Origin of the sequence: Streptococcus mitis (assembly GCF_905187535.1) — a bacterium.
Classification (GTDB): domain Bacteria; phylum Bacillota; class Bacilli; order Lactobacillales; family Streptococcaceae; genus Streptococcus; species Streptococcus mitis_BS.
Genome location: NZ_CAJJIE010000050.1, coordinates 1 through 16,017, shown reverse-complemented (window position 1 = coordinate 16,017; position 16,017 = coordinate 1). Strand labels below are relative to the sequence as shown.

The window sequence follows — 16,017 nt, the reverse complement described above, 5'->3', positions numbered from 1 at the left end:
GGCGGTAACACGGGTTCGAATCCCGTACGGACTATTTTGGAGGATTACCCAAGTCCGGCTGAAGGGAACGGTCTTGAAAACCGTCAGGCGTGTAAAAGCGTGCGTGGGTTCGAATCCCACATCCTCCTTTTTATTAACGCGGGATGGAGCAGCTCGGTAGCTCGTCGGGCTCATAACCCGAAGGTCGTAGGTTCAAATCCTGCTCCCGCAATAAGGCTCGGTAGCTCAGTTGGTAGAGCAATGGATTGAAGCTCCATGTGTCGGCGGTTCGATTCCGTCTCGCGCCATTTATATATTTTGGAAGGGTAGCGAAGAGGCTAAACGCGGCGGACTGTAAATCCGCTCCTTCGGGTTCGGGGGTTCGAATCCCTCCCCTTCCATTTTACGGGCATAGTTTAAAGGTAGAACTAAGGTCTCCAAAACCTTCAGTGTGGGTTCAATTCCTACTGCCCGTGTTAATAGAATTATGGCGGGTGTGGTGAAGTGGTTAACACACCAGATTGTGGCTCTGGCATGCGTGGGTTCGATCCCCATCACTCGCCTATTTTATATTATTGGGGTATAGCCAAGCGGTAAGGCAAGGGACTTTGACTCCCTCATGCGTTGGTTCGAATCCAGCTACCCCAGTTACTATTTGCCGGCGTGGCGGAATTGGCAGACGCGCTGGACTCAAAATCCAGTGTCCGCAAGGACGTGCCGGTTCGACCCCGGCCGCCGGTATAGTAAAGAGCTAAGGAACGTAGTTAATCTTCGTTCTTTTTTTATATTATTTTTGGTATAATTATAGTTATTCAAATTTTATTTAGATTAAGAAAGTGTAGGATAGTATGTCTCGTTCTATCGATTTATTAAAACATCGGTATTTGAAAAATATTAAAGAAAATCCTGAATTGTTTATCGGGATTGAGCTGGAATATCCTGTTGCAAATCTAGAAGGGGATGCTACAGATGTTGAAGTTATCAAGCACTTATTCCGATATTTAGTTTCTTCTTTGGATTGTACTATCGAAAAGGTTGATGATTTTGGAAACCCTATTCAGTTAGTGGATCCAGTAAGTCAGGATGCTATTTTATTTGAAGTTTCCTATACAACGATTGAGTTTGCATTTGGTAAGGCCGAAACAATTCAGGAGGTCGAAAATCGTTTTAATAATTATATGGATGTAATTCAGAGAAAATTAGGCGAATCCAATCATGCTATTGTTGGCTGTGGTATTCATCCCAACTGGGATAAAAATGAGAATAGTCCAGTGGCTTACCCACGCTATCAGATGTTGATGGACTATTTGAATTTGAGTAGAAATGTGACTAAATTAGACTTACATCAATTCCCTGAATACGGAGCGTTTATTTGTGGGAGTCAGGTTCAGTTGGATGTTTCAAAGTCTAACTACTTACGAGCGATTAATGTTTTTACCCAAATTGAAGGGGCTAAGGCTTATTTATTTGCAAACTCTGAGTTTACAGGTGCGGATTGGGATACGAAAATTTCAAGGGATATTTTCTGGGAAGAATCGATGCATGGTATATATCCAGAAAACGTCGGGGTCAATGCTAGACTCTTTAAAGATGAGGATGATTTTTTTGATTATCTAGATCATTCTGCAATTTTTACTGCGGAACGTGACGAACAAATCTATTATTTTTATCCCATTCAGGCAAGGGATTATTTGGCTACACCTGAAATTCAAGCATTTGATCTTAATGGGAATGTGGTTTCTATTTACCCTCAAGAGAAAGACTTTGAAACTCATCGTAGTTACCAGTATCAAGATTTAACGACTCGCGGAACGGTTGAGTTTCGTAGTGTGTGTACCCAACCTCTAGATAGAACCTTTGCTTCAGCAGCTTTTCATTTGGGATTGTTACTTAATTTAGATAAGTTAGAGGCTTACCTAGAAACAGCAACTTTCTTTAAAGAATTTGGTCGTGATTACAGGTTTTTAAGGAGACAGTTTTCTAAGAAAAACCTCACTGATAGGGAGAAAACTGCGATTATTGAATTCTCCAAAGACTTACTACTGCTAGCTGAGGAAGGACTGGAGATGAGAAATAAGCAAGAAATGACCTTTTTACAGCCTTTGAAGGAAGAATTGAGCCTATAATTTCTCTTATAAAGGGAGAATTTTCTGAAAAATCATGATATAATGGAAGAGACTATAGATAAAGGATAGAGAGTAATGACATTAGTTTATCAATCAACGCGTGATGCCAACAATACAGTAACTGCCAGCCAAGCTATTTTGCAAGGTTTGGCGACGGACGGTGGTTTGTTTACACCGCTTACTTATCCAAAGGTAGATTTGGACTTTGACAAATTGAAAGATGCTTCTTATCAGGAAGTTGCTAAGTTAGTTTTGTCAGCATTTTTAGATGACTTTACAGCTGAGGAGTTGGACTACTGTATCAATAATGCCTACGATAGCAAATTTGATACTCCAGCTATCGCACCATTAGTGAAATTAGACGGGCAATACAACTTGGAACTTTTCCATGGTTCAACGATTGCCTTTAAGGATATGGCCTTGTCTATCTTGCCATACTTTATGACAACAGCTGCTAAGAAACATGGTTTGGAGAATAAGATTGTCATCTTGACAGCGACATCTGGTGATACTGGGAAAGCTGCTATGGCAGGCTTTGCGGATGTGCCTGGTACTGAGATTATCGTCTTTTATCCAAAGGATGGTGTCAGCAAGGTACAAGAGTTGCAAATGACCACTCAGACTGGCGACAATACTCATGTTATCGCTATAGACGGTAACTTTGATGATGCGCAAACTAATGTTAAACATATGTTTAACGATGTAGCCCTTCGTGAAAAATTGGCTACCAACAAGTTGCAATTTTCATCTGCAAACTCTATGAATATTGGTCGTTTGGTGCCACAGATTGTTTATTATGTTTATGCCTATACTCAGTTGGTTAAGACTGGTGAGATTGTGGCTGGTGATAAGGTCAACTTCACAGTGCCAACTGGAAACTTTGGAAATATCTTGGCTGCATTTTATGCTAAGCAAATTGGCCTACCAGTTGGTAAATTGATCTGTGCTTCAAATGATAACAATGTTTTGACAGACTTCTTCAAGACACGTGTTTACGACAAGAAGCGTGAGTTTAAGGTAACAACTAGTCCATCTATGGATATTCTGGTCTCTTCAAACTTAGAGCGTTTGATTTTCCATCTTTTGGGAAATAATGCTGAAAAGACAGCTGAACTTATGAATGCCTTGAACACGCAAGGACAATATGAATTGTCAGACTTTGATGCAGAGATTTTGGACCTATTTGCAGCTGAATATGCGACTGAGGAAGAAACAGCGGCAGAAATCAAACGTGTTTATGAGTCAGACTCTTATATTGAGGATCCTCATACGGCGGTTGCCTCAGCAGTTTATAAGAAATACCAAGTGGCTACTGGCGATGCGACTAAGACAGTGATTGCTTCAACAGCTAGTCCATACAAGTTCCCAGTAGTTGCAGTAGAAGCTGTAACAGGGAAAGTTGGCTTGACTGACTTTGAAGCCTTGGCTCAATTACATGAAATCTCAGGTGTTGCAGTGCCGCCAGCAGTTGATGGGCTTGAAACAGCTCCTGTTCGTCACAAGACAACAGTGGCAGCTGCTGATATGCAAGCAGCGGTTGAGGATTATCTAGGACTTTAAGACAGAGGGAGTAAACTCGGTTGGGAAACCAACTGAGTTTCTTTTCATCAGGAGGAAGGATTGTTTAAGAAAAATAAAGATATTCTTAATATTGCCTTGCCAGCTATGGGCGAAAACTTTTTGCAGATGTTCATGGGGATGGTGGACAGTTATTTGGTAGCCAACTTGGGCTTGATAGCTATTTCGGGTGTATCAGTAGCTGGCAATATTATCACGATTTACCAGGCGATTTTCATCGCTCTGGGAGCTGCTATTTCCAGTGTTATTTCAAAAAATTTGGGGCAGAAGGATCAATCTATGCTAGCCTATCATGTGACTGAGGCATTGAAGATTACCTTACTATTAAGTTTCCTTTTAGGATTTTTGTCCATCTTTGCTGGGAAAGAGATGATAGGACTTTTGGGGACGGAGAGAGATGTAGCTGAGAGTGGTGGACTCTACCTATCTTTGGTAGGCGGATCGATTGTTCTCTTAGGTTTAATGACTAGTCTGGGAGCCTTGATTCGTGCAACGCATAATCCACGTCTGCCTCTCTATGTTAGTTTTTTATCCAATGCCTTGAATATTCTTTTTTCAAGTCTAGCTATTTTTGTTCTGGATATGGGGATAGCTGGTGTTGCTTGGGGGACAATTCTGTCTCGTTTGGTAGGTCTTGTGATTTTATGGTCGCAATTAAAGTTGCCTTTTGAGAAACCGACTTTTGGTTTAGATAAGGAACTATTGACCTTAGCGTTGCCAGCAGCTGGAGAGAGGCTCATGATGAGGGCTGGAGATGTCGTGATCATTGCCTTGGTTGTTTCTTTTGGAACGGAGGCGGTGGCTGGAAATGCAGTCGGAGAAGTCTTGACCCAGTTTAACTATATGCCTGCCTTTGGCGTCGCTACTGCAACGGTCATGCTGGTAGCTCGAGCAGTTGGAGAGGATAATTGGGAAAGAGTAGCTAATTTGAGCAAGCAAACCTTTTGGCTTTCTCTGCTTCTCATGTTGCCCTTGACGCTTAGTGTCTATGCCTTGGGTATACCACTAACTCATCTCTATACGACTGATTCTCTAGCGGTGGAGGCTAGTGTGCTAGTGACACTTTTTTCACTACTTGGTACTCCTATGACGATAGGAACAGTCATCTATACAGCAGTCTGGCAGGGTTTGGGCAATGCTCGGCTTCCCTTTTATGCGACAAGTATAGGAATGTGGTGTATCCGCATTGGAACAGGATATCTGATGGGGATTGTGCTTGGTTGGGGCTTGCCCGGTATTTGGGCTGGAACCCTTTTGGATAATGGTTTTCGTTGGTTATTTCTACGTTACCGTTACCAGCGTTATATGAGCTTGAAAGGATAGGAAATGCAAAAAACAGCTTTTATTTGGGATTTAGACGGGACTTTATTGGACTCTTATGAAGCGATTTTATCAGGGATTGAGGAAACTTTTGCTCAGTTTTCTATTCCTTATGATAAGGAGAAGGTGAGAGAGTTTATCCTCAAGTATTCTGTGCAGGATTTACTTGTGCAGGTGGCGGAAGAGAGAAAACTTGATGTGGAAGTGCTAAATCAGGTGCGTGCCCAGAGTCTGGCTGAAAAAAATGCCCAGGTAGTTTTGATGTCAGGTGCGCGTGAGGTGTTGAATTGGGCAGACCAAGTAGGAATTCAACAGTTTGTCTACACTCATAAAGGAGATAATGCTTTTACCATTCTAAGAGACTTGGGTTTGGAATCTTATTTTACAGAGATTTTAACCAGTCAGAGTGGCTTTGCGCGTAAACCTAGTTCAGAAGCGGCTAACTATCTGTTAGGCAAGTATCAGTTGGATTCTGAGAAGACCTATTATATAGGGGATCGGACTCTGGATGTGGAATTTGCCCAGAATAGTGGGATTCAAAGTATCAACTTTTTAGAGTCGACTTATGAAGGAAATCACAGGATTCAAGCGTTAGCAGATATTTCCCGTTTTTTTGAGGCTGAGCAATAAAAAGATTGTGTCAGTTTTGTGACAGAGACCTAACAAACTATTTCAAGTAACTGAGTTTGTTACAAGGAATAGACAGTTCTATTAAATAGGCCCGAGAGGGCTTTTTTTCTTCTTTTTTTGTGTTATGATAGACAGGTACTCATTTGAAAGGAATTTGAAAGAATGAAGAAAAGAATATTATTAGCCTCAACGGTAGCTCTATCATTTGCCCCAGTATTGGCAACTCAAGCAGAAGAAGTTCTTTGGACTGCACGTAGTGTTGAGCAAATTCAAAATGATTTGACTAAAACGGACAACAAAACTAGTTATACCGTTCAATATGGTGATACTCTGAGCACTATTGCAGAAGCCTTGGGTGTAGATGTCACAGTTCTTGCGAATTTGAATAAAATCACTAATATGGACTTGATTTTCCCAGAAACTGTTTTGACAACGACTGTCAATGAAGCTGAAGAAGTAACAGAAGTTGAAATCCAAACTCCTCAAGCAGACTCTAGTGAAGAAGTGACAACTGCGACAGCAGATTTGACAACCAATCAAGTGACGGTTGATGATCAAACTGTTCAGGTTGCAGACCTTTCTCAACCGATTGCAGAAGCTCCAAAAGCGGTAGAAACTACAAGAACAAAAGAAGTGGCATCAAGTTCAGAAGTTGCAGAGAAAGTTGCTACTGCAGAAAAAGTGGCACCATCTACAGAAACTTCTGTCCCAGAGGAGCAAACAGCCGAAACAAGTAGTGCAGTTGCAGAAGCAGCTCCTCAGGCAACGACTCCAGCTGAGAAAGATGAAACACAAGCAAGCACTCAAACTGAATCAGCAGTGGAAGCAACCACAATACCAGTAGAAGAAAAAGCACCTGAAACAACTGCAACAAGTTCAGAAGAAGCAAAAGAAGTAGCATCATCAAGTGAAGCTACAGCAGCAGTTTCTACTTATCAACCAGAAGAGGCGAAAACAGTTTCAACAACTTACGCGGCTCCAGCTGCGCCCGATTACGCTGGACTGGCAGTAGCGAAATCTGAAAATGCTGGCCTTCAACCACAAACAGCTGCCTTTAAAGAAGAAATCGCCAACTTGTTTGGCATCACATCCTTTAGTGGTTACCGTCCAGGAGACAGTGGAGATCACGGAAAAGGTTTGGCTATCGACTTTATGGTACCAGAAAGTTCAGAACTAGGGGATAAGATTGCGGAATACGCTATTCAAAACATGGCCAGCCGTGGAATTAGTTACATTATTTGGAAACAACGTTTCTATGCTCCATTCGATAGCAAATATGGGCCAGCTAATACTTGGAACCCAATGCCAGACCGTGGTAGCGTGACAGAAAATCACTATGATCACGTTCACGTTTCAATGAATGGATAAACCAGACTTGGTAATATCATTTTGACGAATGAGATCTAGCTTTCATGATTGGAAGTAAGTCTCGTTCGTTTTTCTTTGTCATACTCTTCGAAAGTCTCTTCAAACTACGTCAACGTCTCCTTGCCGTACTCAAGTACAACCTGCGGCTAGCTTCCTAGTTTGCTCTTTGATTTTCATTGAGTATCAATATGAATGGAAAATGGAAGTTAGCATTTTGTAATAATCCAAGCAACATTCTTGCAATCTATTTTATTTTATAATATAATTGATTAGTCAATTATTGATGAATCAATAGAAAAGAGAAAGAAATGATAGAGATTCAAGATTTACTTTATCAACTCCGCTTGTCTGAGCAAGCGAGTACGCAATTGTTTGAAAAAAGGCTTGGGATTAGTTTGACACGGTATCAGATTTTACTGTTTCTGCTGAAACATTCCCCTTGTAATCAAATAGCGGTTCAGGAGCGTTTGAAGATTGATCAGGCTGCTTTGACAAGACATTTCAAGATTTTAGAAAAGGAAGGTTTGGTGGAGCGCCATCGCAATCCTAAAAATCAGCGGGAAGTCTTGGTAGAGGCTACGAAGTATGCCAAGGAGCAGTTAGTGGTGAATCCTCCTCTGAAACATATCAAGGTTAAGCAAGAGATGGAAAGTATCTTAACAGAGTCTGAAAGAACAGAACTCAGCCGTTTATTAAATAAATTGGTTTTGGGTATTGAGAATATAGAAATTTAAGGAGAAATAGATGTCAATTATGACAATCATTTTAGCAACAATCGTTGCTTTGGAGCATTTTTACATTTTTTATTTGGAAAGTATTGCAACGCAATCAGATGCAACCAGTCGTGTCTTTAACATGGACAAGGAAGAACTGGCTCGTCCGTCGGTAAGTTCACTGTTTAAAAATCAAGGGATTTATAACGGTCTGCTAGGAGTCTTTCTCCTGTATGGTATTTATTTCTCACAGAATTTAGAAATCGTGACTATTTTTGTCTTATTTGTGATTGGTGCTGCGGCTTATGGCTCTCTCACAGCGGATAAGAAAATTATTTTGAAGCAAGGTGGACCAGCTATTTTGACCTTGATTAGTATTTTCCTCTTTAAATAAACTTGAAGGTTGATTCTAGTCTCGCTAATCCTTTTCACTCCAGAGTAAGGGAAATATGTTATACTTGTCTTTAAGAAAAGTGTTTCATGAAATCATTTGTAAGGAGTTAGAAATGAAAGTATTAGTGACAGGTTTTGAGCCCTTTGGAGGGGAAAAGGTCAATCCAGCTTTGGAGGCCATTAAAGGTTTACCAGCTGAAATCCATGGTGCTGAGGTCCGTTGTCTAGAAGTGCCAACAGTCTTTCACAAATCGGCTCAAGTGTTGGAAGAAGAGATGAATCGTTATCAACCTGACTTTGTCCTTTGTATTGGGCAAGCTGGTGGAAGATCTAGCTTGACACCTGAACGAGTGGCCATTAATCAAGACGATGCACGCATTCCTGATAATGAAGGCAATCAACCGATTGACCTTCCCATTCGCCCAGATGGTGCCTCGGCCTACTTTAGTAGTTTGCCGATTAAAGCGATGGTTCAGGCTATAAAAAAAGAGGGATTGCCGGCCTCTGTTTCCAATACAGCAGGGACTTTTGTCTGCAATCATTTGATGTATCAGGCCCTCTATTTGGTAGAAAAGAAATTTCCACAGGTTAAGGCAGGGTTTATGCACATTCCTTATATGATGGAACAGGTGGTAAATCGACCTACCACCCCAGCTATGAGTTTAGTGGATATTAGGCGAGGGCTAGAAGCGGCAATCGGCGCCATTATAGAACATGGAGATCAGGATCTCAAGTTGGTGGGCGGAGAAACTCATTGATAGAAAAAAGCTTGAGGGAAAACCTTCAAGCTTTTGGACGTTTTCGAGCCAGGACTGCTCTGTAAAAAATCATTTTATTGATTTGAATGTAGGGTAGGAGTGAGAAACTAGCAATTCCAAAGGTAATCCAATTGAGGAAGTACCAAGGAAGGAGTTGTAAGTCTAGGACGAAACGCTGGAACTTGTAACCTTTCATCAGGAAACGGCTGGTTTTAAGGATTTGTCCTGGTTTGGCTTGTCCCAAGGCTAGGGTGTCACAGAGGAGAAATTCTACCTGAGAATAGGCATAGTATTGTGGAATATAGAGACTATTTCCGACAATCATCAAGAAGATACTTGCTAGAACGTAAAGCCCAAAGGTCATGAGGAAGCCTTCAGTTTCAACTGATGAGAGATCCAGATTGGGAAACTCAGGATGAAGGACAATGAATTTCTTTGCTAAAAAGCTACTGTAAAAGAGGAAATAAATCCCGAGTAAACTAGGAATACTCCATAAGAAGAGATAGAAGCGTTTGAGAAGGAGAGTCAAAAAGGTTTGTGAAAAGTGCTCTTCGTTAAAGAGAGTGAGACTATTTTTGACGAATAGTTCTGTATCTGGATTCTTGATGAGTTTCAGTGTTGTATAGACTGAGCTGGTTAGAAGTATTGCCCCGATAAAGGAGACTGATAGTGGAAAAAGGTAGGCTTGGAATACATGGCCAAGCACGCTTAAAAAGGATTGCTCTAAAATAGACTCGTTGATACGTTCTAAGGGATTGAGGAAGCCAGACAAGATGACCAGCATGCTCGGTAAGAGATAGACGAGAAAGAGGCGGGGATTTTCAGCCTGAAATTGTCTGGACTGTAGACGAATGGTTTTTAAATCAATTTTTGGGTATTTCATTCTCTCATTATACCATAGTTCGTGACAGTTCCTACTTTTTTTGATAAAATCATACAGTATGCCCTTGGGCACAAAGTATGAACTGGGACTGTTTTTCCCAGCTTCGGAGGTAAAAAATGTCAGATTCACCAATCAAATATCGTTTGATTAAGAAAGAAAAACACACAGGAGCTCGTCTGGGAGAAATCATCACTCCCCACGGTACCTTCCCAACACCTATGTTTATGCCAGTTGGAACTCAAGCTACTGTCAAAACTCAGTCGCCTGAAGAATTGAAGGAGATGGGTTCGGGAATTATCCTATCAAACACCTATCATCTCTGGCTTCGCCCTGGAGATGAACTCATCGCACGCGCAGGTGGTCTCCACAAGTTCATGAATTGGGACCAGCCTATTTTGACAGATAGTGGTGGTTTTCAGGTTTATTCCCTAGCAGATAGCCGCAATATCACAGAAGAAGGGGTAACCTTTAAAAACCATCTCAATGGTTCTAAGATGTTCCTATCACCAGAAAAAGCCATCTCTATTCAGAATAATTTGGGCTCAGACATCATGATGTCCTTTGACGAATGTCCCCAGTTTTATCAACCATACGACTACGTTAAGAAATCAATCGAGCGTACTAGTCGTTGGGCTGAGCGTGGTTTAAAGGCTCATCGTCGTCCACATGACCAAGGTTTGTTTGGGATTGTACAGGGGGCAGGATTTGAAGACCTGCGTCGCCAATCAGCTCATGACCTTGTCAGCATGGACTTTCCAGGTTACTCTATCGGTGGTTTGGCAGTGGGAGAACCCCACGAAGAGATGAATGCCGTCTTGGACTTTACAACTCAACTGCTGCCTGAAAACAAACCTCGCTATTTGATGGGGGTGGGAGCGCCAGATAGCTTGATTGATGGGGTCATTCGTGGGGTGGATATGTTTGACTGTGTCTTGCCGACTCGAATTGCTCGTAACGGGACTTGTATGACCAGCCAAGGTCGTTTGGTTGTCAAAAATGCCCAGTTTGCTGAGGACCTTACGCCACTGGATCCTGAATGTGATTGCTACACATGTAAGAACTACACACGCGCCTACCTTCGTCACCTCCTCAAGGCTGATGAAACCTTTGGTATCCGCTTGACTAGCTACCACAATCTTTACTTCTTGCTTAACCTGATGAAGCAAGTGCGACAAGCCATCATGGATGATAATCTTTTGGAATTCCGTGAGTATTTTGTGGAAAAATATGGCTATAATAAGTCAGGACGTAATTTCTAAAACAGAATAGATATAAGCTAAAAATCCTAAGTTTTCTCTTAGGATTTTTCTTCTTTTTTTGATAGAATAAAGTGTACAATGAAAGGAAGAATAAACTCGTATGCGCATTAAATGGTTTTCCTTGATTAGGATTACAGGTTTACTACTGGTACTCTTGTATCATTTCTTTCAGACGATCTTTCCTGGAGGATTTTTCGGGGTAGATGTCTTTTTTACATTTTCAGGTTTCCTGATTACAGCTCTACTTATCGAAGAATTTTCTAAAAATCATGAAATTGATTTGGTTGGATTTTTTAGGAGACGCTTTTATCGTATCGTACCACCTGTGGTTTTGATGGTCTTGGTAACCATGCCCTTTACCTTTCTAGTTCGCCAAGATTATGTGGCTGGAATTGGGGGTCAAATTGCGGGTGTCTTAGGCTTCATGACCAACTTCTATGAACTTCTAACAGGAGGAAGTTATGAATCTCAGTTCATTCCTCATTTGTTTGTTCATAATTGGAGCTTGGCTGTTGAGGTTCACTACTATATCCTCTGGGGCTTGGCAGTTTGGTTCTTATCCAAACAGGCTAAATCAAATGGTCAGTTGAAGGGAATGGTCTTTCTCTTGTCTGCTGCTGCCTTCTTGATCAGCTTCTTCTCTATGTTTATTGGTAGTTTTCTAGTAACTTCTTATTCTTCTGTTTACTTCTCCAGTTTAACTCATATCTATCCATTCTTTTTGGGAAGTGTGTTAGCAACGATTGTAGGCGTTCGTCAGACGACTTCCCTAGTTAAGCAATTGGATAAAATCTGGGATTTACGCAAGACCCTTTTGGTTTTTGGAGGAGGTTTTGGATTCTTACTCATTTTGACCTTCTTTGTCAAATTTACCTATCTCTTTGCCTATCTTATGGGCTTCTTGCTTGCCAGCCTTGCAGCCCTTGCTATGATTCTGGCGGCGCGTGTCTTACATGAAAAGACTCCTAACATGCAGGAGCCAAAGATTATCAGCTTTTTAGCGGATACTAGCTATGCGGTTTATCTTTTCCATTGGCCTTTCTATATCATTTTCTCACAGTTGACATCAAATCTTCTTGCTGTGTTACTGACTTTGTTTTTTTCTTATGGATTTGCCAGCCTGTCATTTTATGTGCTGGAACCTTGGATTGCGGGAAAGAACACACCTATTATACAAGCCCTTCGTCCCCTGCCTCATATTCACACAATCCTTGCAGCAAGTACTGGAATCTTGGCCTTCATTGTCTTCTTAGTAACTTTGCTGGCACCACAAGTGGGAGCTTTTGAGACAGACTTAACTGTCAATGGCTTGAAGCAAGCTGCAACAAATATTAGCCAGACCAAGGTGATGACAGAACGAGCAGAAGCTGATAGTTTAGGAATTGCTGATGGCACTATGTTAATTGGTGATTCGGTAGCACTAAGAGCTAATACAGCCTTGCAGACAGCCCTTCCTGGAGCACAGATTAATGCACAAGTCAGCAGAACAACCAAGACCGCCAACGAAATCATGCTCAACAATAGCCAGAATAAATTTCTACCAAAGATGGTGGTTATTGCAACTGGGGTAAATAATCCTGAAAATTACAAGGAAGACTGGGATAGTATCGTAAAAAATCTTCCTAAGGGCCACCATATGGTTTTGGTGACTCCTTATGAGGGAGATAAGACAAAAGAGACCTATGCAATCGTTGAGAAAGAGGCTGCCTATATGAGAGAATTGGCAGAGAAGACTCCTTACATCACGATAGCAGATTGGAACCAAGTTGCGAAAGAGCATCCAGAGATCTGGACTGGAACAGACCAAGTCCATTTTGGAAGTGACAATAGTAAGATTGAAGCAGGAGCTAAATTGTATGCAGATACCATTGCTACAGCCTTGCAAACAGCTCAAGACAAGCCAGTCAAATCAAAATAACTTGTATTAAAAAGAGAAGAGTTGGAGAAATCCAGCTCTTTTAAAATATCTCTAGAAAATAGGTCTATACCATTTACAAATGAATCAGAAAGGTTTATAATGTAATTGACATAATAAATATCAAAAGTAATCTTTTAAGGAGGTCATTATTATGCCTAATTACGTTAAAGCGGATCAGTTTTTCTATCCATTTGGCATTCGTCGCGGTGGGTACTTAGAACTTGTTGATGGCAAATTTGGGAAACATGTGGATCAAATTCCTGAAGGAGCAGAGGTTCTTGACTATACTGGTTATAGCATTGCACCAGGTCTTGTGGATACTCATATTCATGGATATGCAGGTGTAGATGTGATGGACAACAACATTGAAGGTACATTGCATACTATGAGTGAAGGACTTCTTAGTACCGGTGTTACCAGTTTCTTGCCCACAACTTTAACAGCCACTTATGAGCAATTGCTTGCAGTCACTGAAAATCTTGGAAACCATTATAAAGAAGCTACAGGTGCTAAGATTCGTGGAATTTATTATGAAGGTCCATATTTCACAGAAACTTTTAAGGGGGCACAAAATCCAACTTATATGAGAGACCCGGGTGTTGAGGAGTTTCATTCTTGGCAGGATGCTGCAAAAGGGATGCTAAATAAAATCGCTATTGCACCAGAACGTGATGGGGTGGAAGATTTTGTACGTACTATTACAGGTGAAGGTGTGACAGTTGCACTTGGACACTCAGATGCGACATTTGAACAAGCTAAGAAGGCAGTTGATGCTGGAGCTAGTGTATGGGTACATGCCTATAATGGGATGCGTGGTTTAACACACCGCGAACTAGGTATGGTAGGAGCTATGTATGAGCTCCCACATACTTACGCAGAATTGATCTGTGATGGTTATCACGTAGATCCAAAAGCTTGTGAGATTTTACTTAAGCAAAAGGGGACAGAAAACATCGCTCTTATTACGGACTGTATGACAGCTGGTGGGCTTGAAGACGGTGACTATATGTTGGGAGAATTCCCTGTTGTAGTAGCAAATGGAACTGCACGTCTCAAATCTACTGGTAATTTGGCAGGTTCTATTCTCAAACTTAAAGATGGTATGAGAAATGTTGTCGAATGGGGAATTGCGAATCCGCATGAAGCGGTCATGATGGCCAGCCTTAACCCAGCTAAATCTGTTAATATTGACGATGTCTGTGGACAAATTCGTGAAGGTTATGATGCTGACTTTATCGTACTAGATAAAGATTTGGAATTGGTAGCAACCTATCTAGATGGCGTGAAACGTTATCAAGCATAAGAGAGAAAGCAGGAGTTAGATACTAGCTTCTGCTTTTTTATGCAGGGTACTTTACTGGTAAATAAAAAAGTTAAGAAAATCACAAAAAGACTTGAATAAGCAAATGAAAAGGCTTACAATTATATTATAAATAGTACAAATAAAAAAACGGAGGAAAGCTTTATGAAAGCCTATACTTATGTTAAACCAGGACTTGCTTCTTTTGTTGATGTAGACAAACCAGTTATTCGCAAGCCAACAGACGCTATTGTGCGTATCGTAAAAACTACTATTTGTGGAACAGACCTCCATATTATCAAAGGGGATGTTCCTGCTTGCCAAAGTGGTACCATTCTTGGTCACGAAGGGATTGGGATTGTTGAAGAAGTTGGAGAAGGAGTTTCGAATTTCAAAAAAGGCGACAAGGTCTTGATTTCTTGTGTCTGTGCCTGTGGTAAATGCTACTACTGTAAAAAAGGAATTTATGCCCATTGTGAAGACGAAGGGGGCTGGATTTTCGGTCACTTGATTGACGGTATGCAGGCTGAATATCTACGTGTCCCTCACGCAGATAACACTCTTTACCATACTCCAGAAGACTTGTCAGATGAAGCCTTGGTTATGCTATCAGACATTCTACCTACTGGATATGAAATTGGTGTCTTGAAAGGGAAAGTAGAACCTGGTTGCAGCGTAGCCATTATTGGTTCAGGTCCAGTTGGATTGGCTGCTCTTTTGACAGCTCAGTTCTACTCACCAGCCAAATTGATTATGGTGGACTTAGACGATAACCGCTTGAAAACTGCTGTATCATTTGGTGCGACTCACAAGGTTAATTCTTCAGACCCTGAAAAAGCCATTAAAGAAATTTATGATTTGACAGATGGTCGTGGTGTAGATGTTGCTATCGAAGCTGTTGGTATTCCTGCAACATTTGATTTCTGTCAAAAGATTATCGGTATAGACGGAACAGTTGCCAACTGTGGTGTACATGGTAAACCAGTCGAATTCGATTTGGACAAACTTTGGATTCGCAACATCAATGTAACAACTGGTTTGGTATCTACAAATACCACTCCACAATTGTTGAAAGCTCTTGAAAGTCATAAGATTGAACCAGAAAAATTGGTAACCCATTATTTCAAACTCAGTGAAATTGAAAAAGCTTATGAAGTATTCAGTAAGGCAGCAGACCACCATGCAATCAAGGTCATTATTGAAAACGATATTTCTGAAGCCTAGGTAGTAACAAGATTTTGGAACATAAGCAAATAGAAATTCAGTCATCATAGTATGGCTGGATTTTTTATCAAAAAAATTAAGAAATGAGCATATTTCTTTCCTTGTCTGGCGGAATTAGTTATAATATACGATACAAAGGAATTGAATGAATATGTATCGTGTTATAGAAATGTATGGAGATTTTGAACCCTGGTGGTTCTTAGAAGGTTGGGAAGAAGATATTGTAGCAAGTAAGAAATTTGACCAGTATTATGATGCTCTCAAATACTACAAAACTTGCTGGTTTAGATTGGAACAAGAATCCCCTCTTTATAAAAGTAGAAGTGACTTGATGACTATTTTTTGGGATCCAGAAGACCAACGCTGGTGTGATGAATGTGATGAGTATTTACAACAATACCATTCTTTAGCTCTTTTGCAGGATGAGCAGGTTATCCCAGATGAAAAATTACGTCCAGGCTATGAAAAACAAACAGGTAAGGAAAGGCACCGTTCTTGCCGTATGAAATTAAAATAGAGAAAAAGTAACTTTTGTACTGACCCCAAAAAGTTAGACAATTAATTTAAG

General features: G+C 40.9%; 14 protein-coding genes and 8 tRNA genes. 21 read left to right on the top strand and 1 reads right to left on the bottom strand.

The features are described 5' to 3' along the window. The first annotated feature begins 38 nt into the window (after positions 1-38). From JQ841_RS05770 to pcp, 16 genes are all read left to right on the top strand, one after another. Positions 39-128, top strand: a tRNA-Ser gene (locus tag JQ841_RS05770). Between the two features lie 9 nt (positions 129-137). Then, positions 138-211 (top strand) — tRNA-Met (locus JQ841_RS05765). A 3-nt stretch (positions 212-214) separates the two neighbouring features. After that, positions 215-287 (top strand) — tRNA-Phe (locus tag JQ841_RS05760). Positions 288-299: 12 nt separating this feature from the next. Next, positions 300-380, top strand: a tRNA-Tyr gene (locus JQ841_RS05755). A gap of 4 nt (positions 381-384) precedes the next feature. Further along, positions 385-455 (top strand) — tRNA-Trp (locus tag JQ841_RS05750). A gap of 14 nt (positions 456-469) precedes the next feature. Continuing rightward, positions 470-542, top strand: a tRNA-His gene (locus JQ841_RS05745). Positions 543-555: 13 nt separating this feature from the next. Then, positions 556-627 (top strand) — tRNA-Gln (locus JQ841_RS05740). Between the two features lie 9 nt (positions 628-636). Further along, a tRNA-Leu gene (locus JQ841_RS05735) sits at positions 637-720 on the top strand. 107 nt (positions 721-827) lie between these two features. Continuing rightward, positions 828-2,105, top strand: coding sequence for a glutamate-cysteine ligase family protein (locus JQ841_RS05730; protein WP_203180395.1), 1,278 nt, complete (start codon positions 828-830; stop codon positions 2,103-2,105). A gap of 75 nt (positions 2,106-2,180) precedes the next feature. Further along, positions 2,181-3,665, top strand: coding sequence for a threonine synthase (gene thrC, locus JQ841_RS05725; RefSeq protein WP_203180394.1), 1,485 nt, complete (start codon positions 2,181-2,183; stop codon positions 3,663-3,665). 60 nt (positions 3,666-3,725) lie between these two features. Further along, the gene (locus tag JQ841_RS05720) at positions 3,726-5,006 is read left to right on the top strand and encodes an MATE family efflux transporter (RefSeq protein ID WP_203180393.1); all 1,281 of its coding nucleotides are present in this window, start codon (positions 3,726-3,728) and stop codon (positions 5,004-5,006) included. A 3-nt stretch (positions 5,007-5,009) separates the two neighbouring features. Then, positions 5,010-5,633, top strand: a complete 624-nt coding sequence (locus tag JQ841_RS05715; protein ID WP_203180392.1) for an HAD family hydrolase — start codon at positions 5,010-5,012, stop codon at positions 5,631-5,633. A 162-nt stretch (positions 5,634-5,795) separates the two neighbouring features. After that, positions 5,796-7,001, top strand: coding sequence for a LysM peptidoglycan-binding domain-containing protein (locus JQ841_RS05710; RefSeq protein WP_203180391.1), 1,206 nt, complete (start codon positions 5,796-5,798; stop codon positions 6,999-7,001). 308 nt (positions 7,002-7,309) lie between these two features. Further along, positions 7,310-7,735 carry a MarR family winged helix-turn-helix transcriptional regulator gene (locus JQ841_RS05705; protein WP_203180390.1) on the top strand — a complete coding sequence of 142 codons (426 nt, stop codon included), beginning with the start codon at positions 7,310-7,312 and terminating at the stop codon, positions 7,733-7,735. 10 nt (positions 7,736-7,745) lie between these two features. Beyond that, positions 7,746-8,108, top strand: coding sequence for a DUF1304 domain-containing protein (locus tag JQ841_RS05700; protein ID WP_203180389.1), 363 nt, complete (start codon positions 7,746-7,748; stop codon positions 8,106-8,108). 112 nt (positions 8,109-8,220) lie between these two features. Beyond that, positions 8,221-8,865: a pyroglutamyl-peptidase I gene (gene pcp, locus JQ841_RS05695; protein WP_203180388.1), complete on the top strand. Its 645-nt coding sequence runs from the start codon at positions 8,221-8,223 to the stop codon at positions 8,863-8,865. Positions 8,866-8,890: 25 nt separating this feature from the next. Here pcp and JQ841_RS05690 read toward each other — a convergent pair whose 3' ends face one another. Further along, a complete protein-coding gene (locus JQ841_RS05690; protein ID WP_203180387.1) occupies positions 8,891-9,748 on the bottom strand; it encodes a DUF975 family protein in 858 nt (285 codons plus the stop codon). Between the two features lie 116 nt (positions 9,749-9,864). On the opposite strand from JQ841_RS05690, the gene tgt reads away from it, so the two are divergent. The 5 genes from tgt (at position 9,865) to JQ841_RS05665 (ending at position 15,966) form a co-directional block, all read left to right on the top strand. Further along, positions 9,865-11,007, top strand: coding sequence for a tRNA guanosine(34) transglycosylase Tgt (gene tgt / locus JQ841_RS05685; RefSeq protein WP_203180386.1), 1,143 nt, complete (start codon positions 9,865-9,867; stop codon positions 11,005-11,007). 100 nt (positions 11,008-11,107) lie between these two features. Next, positions 11,108-12,925: an acyltransferase family protein gene (locus tag JQ841_RS05680; protein WP_004257479.1), complete on the top strand. Its 1,818-nt coding sequence runs from the start codon at positions 11,108-11,110 to the stop codon at positions 12,923-12,925. A 151-nt stretch (positions 12,926-13,076) separates the two neighbouring features. Further along, positions 13,077-14,228 carry an N-acetylglucosamine-6-phosphate deacetylase gene (nagA, locus tag JQ841_RS05675; RefSeq protein ID WP_001134550.1) on the top strand — a complete coding sequence of 384 codons (1,152 nt, stop codon included), beginning with the start codon at positions 13,077-13,079 and terminating at the stop codon, positions 14,226-14,228. 162 nt (positions 14,229-14,390) lie between these two features. Beyond that, entirely contained in the window at positions 14,391-15,449 is a 1,059-nt protein-coding gene (locus tag JQ841_RS05670) for a zinc-dependent alcohol dehydrogenase family protein (RefSeq protein ID WP_084923226.1), read from the top strand. 151 nt (positions 15,450-15,600) lie between these two features. Next, a complete protein-coding gene (locus JQ841_RS05665) occupies positions 15,601-15,966 on the top strand; it encodes a DUF1033 family protein (protein ID WP_000286405.1) in 366 nt (121 codons plus the stop codon). Positions 15,967-16,017 lie beyond the last annotated feature (51 nt).